Here is a 5,338-nt window from a genome sequence, read left to right on the forward strand (position 1 = left end):
TGCTTGATGATGCTTTGATTTACAAGATTCATTGCGGGGTTACTCCCATGAAAGTTCAGTGATTGCTTGGTAACAACCATTGAACCGGGTAACCCCGCTCTCTTCAAGTCGGGTGTCAGATCAAGTCGAAACTAGTACAGATAAGCGGCGCGCAAGGGTCGCCGGGTTCGACCATCACTTGACCAAGCCCGTCGCTCCGGAGCGTCTCGCGTCCCTGATCGACGAGTAGAGCGGCGCACAAGGAAAGGGCGGCATCCAATCGCTGCACCAGCCCAAAGCTGGATCGCACGTCTATCGGGGGAACAACCTCGATGGCTACCGGGAGTCAGCCAAGCGGCACCTTGCGGGCAGACTTCGCCCCACCCTCGAAAGAGTATCGCCAGATGCTGATGAGATGTAAGCGTCCGGCCAAGCTTTCAATTACCCATAGTCTTCCCGGTCTGGGAATAGCCGGAGTCAAAGCCATCCTCGTTCAACGAGATCCTCCATTCTGCGGCATAGCCCATCAAACAGCTCGGTCACGTTGACAGACTCACCGTCCTCTATCCGCTTCGAAATCATCGTTCTCGGGTACGCCAAAAGGCCGGACTGCCTGTAACGGATGGCTGGATCGCGTCCAAACTCGTCCTGCACCATCCACCAATCATAATCTGCGTTCTCTTCGATGAAGACTTTGCCGAACGCTAAGCCTAGTGCCTGAAGGGTGTAGGTGGCTTCTCGTTCCACAGTACCCGCATCCAGCAGCTTTTGTATCAGCAAGAGGTCAGCTCTTGATCCATTCAGCTTCGACCCAAGCGCTTCGCTGACGACTTGGTCAGCGTGAATGAGCGCCCGCGCGATGTCTCTGATGTCCGATTCGTTTGGTGCCTCGATCTTCTGATCGCTCATCGTCGATCTATCCCATCGCCCCGCGCTGCTGCGAGCCTGGCAAATATCCGATCTCAATATGCATCTCCGCCGAAATGGCATCGTAAGGGGCCGAGACACGGCCCTCCTCGCGTCGAACCAGACCAGATGCCGCGAGGGTTATTGACGGACTCAGGATTTCACTCTCCTGCAGCCCCCGCAAAACGCCACCACCGGAGTACCGACCCTGTACCAGACTCCAATGGCGTTCCCCTCCGACTGTGCATTGCAAACCAGCCGTCAGAACGACCGGATGGCCCGGACCCGGCGCGGGAAGTCCTTGTCATCGCCGTGGTCCCGGCCGGCGTCGGCGAAATCGATGTGGGCGGCCATGTCCGTATCGTTCTGCGTCGAGGTCCAGTATTCGCAGTTGTCGTACATCCCGGCGTCGCGGAAATCGCCGATGCCGGTCGCCTTCAGCGCCTTGTACATCTCCTTCAATTCGTCGTGCGACGGCAGGAACCAGTCGCTCACGCCGTTGAACCTGAGCGTGGTGCAAAGGCGGGCGGCACTGGCCGGCTCGGAACAGCCCTGCAGCATTTCAGCGGTGTTGCGCTTTCCGGTGCCGATCGCCGTGCCCTTCGCGCCCGCGACGTCGTGGCGGAAGCAACCCCATTTCGCGCTCTGGCTCTGGTCGAACGGCATCGCCTCCAGATAGCGCCAGCCGTCGCGCGCGGCCTCGGGGTTCTTGTAGAAGATCAGGCCGCCGGACGGGCCGACGTCGCCCACCTCGTAGTCCGCCGCCAGTAGCCAGGTGGTCATCTCGCCCGCGCCGCGATTGGCCCAGAGGTGGTAGGGAATCAGGGTAAGCCTGCCGACCTTGCCCGTCGCATCGGCGGCATGGTGCGCCACGGTATCGATCAGCATCGCGCCGTCCATGAAACCGGCGTCGAAACGCGGGGTCAGCGGCGCGTCGGGCGCCACCACCAGGTCGAGCGCCTTACGGCCAGGCGCCTCCGGCCATTCCGCGCAATAGACGATCGGCCCGAGCGATATGGCCACGCGGCGCGACGTCTCGCGCACACGCTCGTCGGCGACGATGCGGCGTGGCGCCATCGGCAGGTCGATCACCACCGTGTCGCCGTTGCGCCATGCGCGGTCGATGGCCACGTAACCCAGTCGATCCGGTTGCGCGGATACCGCTGCTCCGTTCACTGTGATCGTCACCGGGCCCGCCCGATCCAGGTAGCGATAGAGGCCACCCGGCGCCGGTTGGTCGCGCGCCCAGCCGGGGATGCGCAAGCGTATGGCCGTCTTCAGCGGTGCGGCGGCGCCGACTTTGATCTGCGTGCGGCCGCGCCAGGGCATCTGGCTGTCCACAGCCAGATACAGCGTGCCGGCGCCTACGGCGAAGCTGACCTCGCTCGAGACGTAAAGATTGACGTAGATCGCGCCAGCCTGATCCTGTGCGTAGATCATCCCCGGCATCGAGGCGAGGAAGCGCACCAGGTTGGGCGGGCAGCATTCAAGCGAGGCGTGCTGCCAGCGCTCGTCGCGTCCGTCGCCGGCGCTGGCGAGGCGATTGACGTAGAAGAAGTGGTCTCCGGAATGGGATATCCCGTCGAGCATGTTGTTGTACATCCCACGCTCGAGCAGGTCGATGTAGCGCGCGTCTCCGGTCGCCATGAACCAGCGATGGTTGAGGTTCTGGAACATCAGCGTCGCGCAAGTTTCAGTGTAGGACGACACATTGGGCAGCACATGCGGCCGGCCGAAGCCTTCGTTGCCGGTCTGCCCAATGCCGCCGGAGATGTACAGCTTGTTGGTGACGGCGTCGGTCCATATCGCGTGGGCGGCGTCGAAATAGCGCCGGTCGCCGCTGTAGACGCCGACATCGAGCATCGACAAGATCAGCGTGGCGCCGTTCACGGCATGGCCGGCCGCCTCGTGCTGGTCGAGCACGGGGAGCCAGCTTTGGGTGTGGCGGCTACGCCCCGGCGCGTCGGCGCGCCCGCGGATGTCGAGATAGTGTTTGGCGAGCGCGAGGTGGCGCGGATCGCGCGTCACGCGATAGAGGTGCGTGCAGCTCATCGACGGGCGCTCGCCGCCGGGGTAGGGCGGGTCTTTCTCGCGGAATTCGCGCTCCAGAGCGGCGGCATCGGGCAGACACTTGTCGATCAGTCGGCGGTCGCCGAGGGTGAACCAGAGCGCCGCGCCGAGCTCGAACTGCCGGTTTTCGTAGCCGGCGGTCGGTGAAGCGAGCATCGGCTGCAGGCAGCGCTCGACATATTCGTTCATGTGCAGTTCGGGCCGCGATTTGGCGATATAGATCGCCGCCTCCAGCACGCCGCCGGCGAGTTGGTCGTTGACGACGCCGAGCTTCCTGATCTCGAACGGCACCGTGACTTCGGCGTTGCGTGCCACCTTGGGCGCCCAGAAATCGTCCTTCAGCTTCACCTCCCAGAAGGGCAAAGGCCGCATCGGGTATTCACGCCCCGTGGGAAATGCCGCTTCGGCGATGGGCTGTCTAGGCACGGGCGTCACGCCCTTTGCCGACGCCGACAACGCTGCGAGGCCGACGGCGACACCAGGAACCGTCTTAAAAAAAGCGCGACGCTGCATGTCCATGGAACTCATGAAATGCACCCCTTGTGGGTAAGCCCTGCGTATTCTATATGCGGTATACCATCTGGGAGTAACCCGAATCAGGGCCCCATAGGCCGCCCTGGCCGTCAGTCGCGCTTACGTGCAACTTCCGACTTACCGCGCGCACGCGCGACATCCCCGAGCGCAACGGCGAGTATCCGGGGATCTTCTTCAGCGGCAGCGGCTTTCAGATACGCGGCGACTTCTACTTCATCGCGCAGATACTCGGACGCATCGAACCGTCGCACGCCAAATCTGCGCGCTGCGCTCGGGTTAATCTTCAGACTCATTCCGAATCCCTCCCCTCACATCCCCTGATCCCCGGATTTTGCGCTGAAGTTGATATTTCGGACGGCGGATCCAGATCGAGAGCCACAGCTTGGAACGACTCTCCCGATGGCCGTGGCGCATACGCGTCCCAGCCCTTTGGCTCCGCAGGTGCTTGCGAGTCCCTTGCGGGCAGGCCTGCCGGTGTACCACACCAATCATGAGCGTCCCGGACAACCATCTGAACGTGAGCCACATAGGCAAAATCGACATTGCTCTCGGCAGGTAACATGACCGGCAGGTCTGACGAGAACCTCTCAAGCACTTTGGTGGCAAGGTCGATTTAGCCGATATCGACAGCGCGCTCGCCATCCGGAGAGAGTACCTAACAGGTGGCTCTCCCGCTGAAAATGATTAAGAGCCAGTTTTCGCACAAACTCATACGAAGCGCGGACGAACAGCGGCAGGGATTTCTTTATTCCAGATGCCTGTCCGGATCCATACGCCCGTGCAAGACTCGGATGATATGAACAGTATCGGGCGTCACCGTGTAATAGATAGCGTGACTGCTTACAAACAGCACGCGGTATCCCTCGCGCACGAAGTCGCGCCTCATCCCACTCTCGGGATTATTTGCCAACTTCCTGATACCGCTGTCCAACTCATCGAGATACTTGTCAGCCTGGAGCTCACCCCACTGCTCGAAAGAGTATCGCCATATGCCGATTAGATCGCTCTCGGCTGACTCGTGGACATGGATGCTGCGCGTCACGAGCCGGATTTTGCGCTGCCCCGCGACTTTGACTTAATCTTGCGCATATCTAACTCACCGACGTCACCACTACGTTCGCCGTCGAGCAACGCCTTGCGAAGGCCCTCTATTTTGTGCTCGCGCTCCTCAAGAAGGCGTAGGCTGGCGCGGATCACTTCACTCGCGGACCCGTAGCGCCCACTGGCTAGCTGCTGGTCGATGAAGCTCTCGAAGTGGTCGCCGAGACTAATGCTGGTGGTCTTACTCATGCGGGGTCTCCTCCGATGGCATACTATTATATGGTAATTATTGGTAGCAGCCCAAATGCCCTTCACCCTGCAGGCCAAATGCCGCGGGCGCCCGCCGCAGCACCCTATGCATGGGTGTAATCATTGCGAGATCGCAGCCAGAAACCAAGATTCCGTACAGCGCCCACCGAGCGCGTGCAGTCGCAAAAGCGGGCAATTTATGTGCCGGACGGCGGAAACACGTGGGGCGAAACCAACAGCGAATTTCGCTTCAGTTTTCGTACGAGCGATCCAGCCATCGTTGACGCAGTAGACATAAGTGGCTGATTTGGCGGAGAGAGAGGGATTCGAACCCGAGGAAACGCTGAGCAGAGTCAACAACCTGCTGAAATCATTCGATTTCCTGTCCCCTCAAATCCCCTTCCCTCCCCAAAGCTGGCGTAAGCCCTCCGGCATCCCCGTTCTTGCGCGCGACAGCGCACCGGCGTAGGGGCCGCTGGGGTGGCGGACCGGCTCGCCTCAGGCTGCGCGGCGGGTGGTCGGCAGCGAGCTGCGAGCGTTCCAGGGCAGCAGCGCTTCG

Annotated in this window: 5 protein-coding genes; all 5 read right to left on the reverse strand. The window is 61.4% G+C overall.

The annotated features are described in order from the left end of the window. Positions 1-456: 456 nt before the first annotated feature. The 5 genes from VFB05_RS23765 to VFB05_RS23780 all read right to left on the reverse strand — a co-directional run bounded on the left by VFB05_RS23765 (position 457) and on the right by VFB05_RS23780 (position 4,779). Positions 457-888 carry a DUF3806 domain-containing protein gene (locus VFB05_RS23765; protein ID WP_325016849.1) on the reverse strand — a complete coding sequence of 144 codons (432 nt, stop codon included), beginning with the start codon at positions 886-888 and terminating at the stop codon, positions 457-459. A gap of 258 nt (positions 889-1,146) precedes the next feature. After that, positions 1,147-3,483, reverse strand: coding sequence for a beta-L-arabinofuranosidase domain-containing protein (locus VFB05_RS23770; RefSeq protein WP_325016851.1), 2,337 nt, complete (start codon positions 3,481-3,483; stop codon positions 1,147-1,149). Positions 3,484-3,578: 95 nt separating this feature from the next. After that, complete coding sequence (locus VFB05_RS23775) at positions 3,579-3,782, reverse strand: addiction module antidote protein (RefSeq protein ID WP_325016853.1); 204 nt, start codon at positions 3,780-3,782, stop codon at positions 3,579-3,581. Between the two features lie 452 nt (positions 3,783-4,234). After that, entirely contained in the window at positions 4,235-4,531 is a 297-nt protein-coding gene (locus VFB05_RS32240) for a type II toxin-antitoxin system RelE/ParE family toxin (protein WP_414643304.1), read from the reverse strand. Further along, on the reverse strand, positions 4,528-4,779 hold the full coding sequence (locus tag VFB05_RS23780) for a type II toxin-antitoxin system ParD family antitoxin (RefSeq protein WP_325016855.1): 252 nt from the start codon (positions 4,777-4,779) through the stop codon (positions 4,528-4,530). The genes VFB05_RS32240 and VFB05_RS23780 overlap by 4 nt, the downstream gene beginning before the upstream one ends. Positions 4,780-5,338: the final 559 nt, after the last annotated feature.

It is taken from the genome of Bradyrhizobium sp., from assembly GCF_035652035.1.
Taxonomy (GTDB): domain Bacteria; phylum Pseudomonadota; class Alphaproteobacteria; order Rhizobiales; family Xanthobacteraceae; genus Bradyrhizobium.